This window comes from Anaplasma marginale str. Florida (assembly GCF_000215485.1).
Lineage (GTDB): Bacteria > Pseudomonadota > Alphaproteobacteria > Rickettsiales > Anaplasmataceae > Anaplasma > Anaplasma marginale.
This window is the reverse complement of record NZ_AFMS01000081.1, coordinates 1-2,949: the sequence shown is the minus strand read 5'-3', so window position 1 is coordinate 2,949 and position 2,949 is coordinate 1. Positions and strand designations below refer to the sequence as shown.

Annotated in this window: 2 protein-coding genes; one reads left to right on the top strand and one right to left on the bottom strand. The window is 48.1% G+C overall.

Annotation, left to right across the window (positions count from 1 at the left end):
* The coding region (locus tag GAC_RS02310) for an invasion associated locus B family protein (protein ID WP_241760124.1) at positions 1-508 on the top strand (508 nt) is incomplete at its 5' end.
* A gap of 131 nt (positions 509-639) precedes the next feature.
* On the opposite strand, the gene GAC_RS02305 is transcribed toward GAC_RS02310, so the two are convergent.
* Positions 640-2,490, bottom strand: coding sequence for a hypothetical protein (locus tag GAC_RS02305; RefSeq protein ID WP_010264583.1), 1,851 nt, complete (start codon positions 2,488-2,490; stop codon positions 640-642).
* Positions 2,491-2,949 lie beyond the last annotated feature (459 nt).

Sequence of the window (2,949 nt, the reverse complement as noted above, 5' to 3'; positions counted from 1 at the left end):
ATTGTGGTATCCTCTGCTGTCTGCCTTTCTACGGATGGTCTTCCAATGCCTTACTTTCTGGGGTAGGAAACGTATATTTGGTCGAGAAAACAGAGACTGGAGCATATACACCGCAGTTCAAGAGGGCCAGAGGTTCTGCTATTTGCTATCGTTTCCCGTGAAGCATGGTGATGGTGAGACCCGTGGTGACGCTGCAATAATGGTTACTAGAGTGAGCGACGTTTTCGATGAGGTTAGCGTCACGTTCGGCTTCAAATATGGCAACAAGCCTGTGGTACTCACTGTTGATCAGAAAAAGTCTTTTTCGGTGTCCATAATTGATGACCAGGTTGCGTGGGCTGAAAACGCCGACATTGACTCTGCGTTGATAGACGCATTTAAGCGTGGGCTTAGCATGTCGGCTGTAGGGTACGCTGAGGATGGCAGGAAAATCGAAAGTGTGTACTCACTCAGGGGGTTTAGTAAGTCCTACGAAAGGATGAAGAAAGTCTGTGGTGGAGGAAACTAGTCCTGCGCGGCTCCCCGTACTACGTTTACCGTTGGTGTGGTTGCCCCCGGGTTTATGTGACTCGCGGCTTGAGTAGGGGGAGCAACCCTCTGTTTTTGGGGGTGTCTGCTATGCTGCTTGAGTGCTGCTCTCTACGCGCCGATTGAGTTGTTTCCTATGCTGGTACCGCACTCTATAGTGACCGGTATTATGTAGTCGCTTTTTCCCGCAATCCGCCTGACGCCGCTGTTGCACTCATTCTGGTCTATATCTGCTGCCTCGCCCCCTTCATTTTCAGGACGGCATACAAGCCCAGATTCTCCCTCTGCTGCCGCGTGTTCGCTCTCAACGCGTTTCTTCTTGCAATGGGTAAACCTTGCCGCACACCCTATCACTATGCTTACCACAATAAGCCCAATACCTCCAATGAGGAAGCTGTGGTTTGTTGTGGGCGTGGTGACGTACAGCGAATGGTAGCATATCGCACCTATGCCACCCGCAACTGCCAACAGGGAAGCCACGTAACCTGCGTATATCAGCACAGTGCCAACTTTTCTAGATGCGCTTTGCACCCTCTTTTCAGCTACGGAACGGGTTACGTCATATCCCCGCTGTTTAATCAAGAACCTGCGAAAATGTTCGTGAGTGTCCGAAAAACTTGACTGCATCAGGAAGTCAGTCAAGTACTTATAATCTGGGCTCTCGACGAATTTTTGCATAAATTTGAGGCGCGCGTCTATGTCGGCAGCCACTCCCATAGCCATGGTATAGACATTTGCGTTGCCATTGGGGTCTCTACATACTGCGTCGTTTATGTAGTACGCTATACTCTCGCGCATCTTGATATCCCGCATTATTGCGTTCAGGTGTTTGATGACCACAGCGATTTCACTGTAAGACAATGGGAACTTGCAGGATTCACGTGCGTTGTGATTTTTAATCATCAAGTCCACCAAGCTTCTCCCTGCAGGGCTCGCAAGAATGCCCTCGCTTATGTCCCCAAAGCTTGCCGCTTTCATGACGGGGAATGAAAAAGTACGCGCGAACGCATAGGCAATGCTTCCATCTTCAAAGAGAATCGCCTCCACATTGCACGAAGAGATCTTCAGGTGCATGTTCAACAGCATTGATGCAGCAGCGAGCGTATTGGCGTTAACCTTGGCACGCTTGCGCATCCGCACGCCTATCACCAGGTTTACAAGGTGGTGCCACAAGTTACAATCTGAAACGGCGTCTCGCACCGCATCCACGTCGATTGCAAGAGCAAAATCCCTGCTAGACTCTCCGACGTTACTAAACTTATGATGTGACGAAAGCCTTGGGTCAAAGTTAGATAAGAAACCCAGCAATTGGGCAATCTCGGCCGCGTTATCTATGATGGATTCTTGATCCAGTATATGAGTTAGGTTACTCAACTTTTCAGAGACTACATCGCACGCCTTGCTTGAAAACACTTTATACGCAAAGCATTCTAGCTCAGCAGGTGTTGACGACTGAACCGCGGATAAGAAGGAGTTGCGAAATATGGCATATATCTTATCCCACCGTACAGTGCATCTATCGCCCGAACATTTTCTTGTCTTCTTCAGTTGTGCAGCTGCACGGTGAAGTTTTACTACAGCTTCAACAACTGCCGAACTGTTACCAGAACCCGCGCTCAGTGAGAAAAGCAGGTCATTAACGTGCTCAGGCATAAACGCAACAATAGAGAAGGTATACCTGCATAGCGACTCAAGCCCTGCTTCACATTGCACGTTGTGTGTTACGGTGTTACGGGCGCACATGTCCCGCAACTTTTCGTAGCTAATGGTTTTACCTGCCGCACTTACGGAAAACAGGTACCGGAAGCCCCTGGCCCTTCTCTGCGTCTTTAGTTGGTACCTATGAGCTCGTCCCTGAAATAGCGCGAATAGTATGGCCCTCACTACTGCTTCGTTTACAACACGAAAATCCGCCTCGGGGCCTATTGCTGCATCCGCGATGCTTTTTATGATGTTTCTCATATTGGTAGGACAGGTTACTCACATACGACAGGTTGTGCCTATGGCTAGCGCAACTTAACTCTACAGTAAGCTGTGGGCAAAGCACACACACGTCACATTTTAGCATAAAACTGCCTGCTAGTCAAAGTATAGATACTATATATGGTATTTACGTGCTCTAGGCTTATCAGCATAAATAACAAAAACACCGCTTTCATAGAGTAGATAAGGCACATACCCGTTTTAGATATTTTGCTGCGCTCATTACAAATGTTGTATTTGAGGAATTTTCAGTGAGCTGTGGATGTCTGAGGATGAATTTAATCTTCATAAAATAGGGAAGAGGCGCACTTTCACTTCACAGTGGGCGATGATGCCACCAGCATTTCTATTGGCCAGTGCGCCGTGTTTCCTCATTTGGTAGGATTCTGGATTATTGGTGCGTAATATACATCTCTATACGGCAAATTCCACTCCCAC

Bases quoted from the DNA above. Each gene is read 5' to 3' on its own strand.
- GAC_RS02305 (WP_010264583.1), bottom strand. From the start codon at position 2,490: ATGAGAAACATCATAAAAAGCATCGCGGATGCAGCAATAGGCCCCGAG.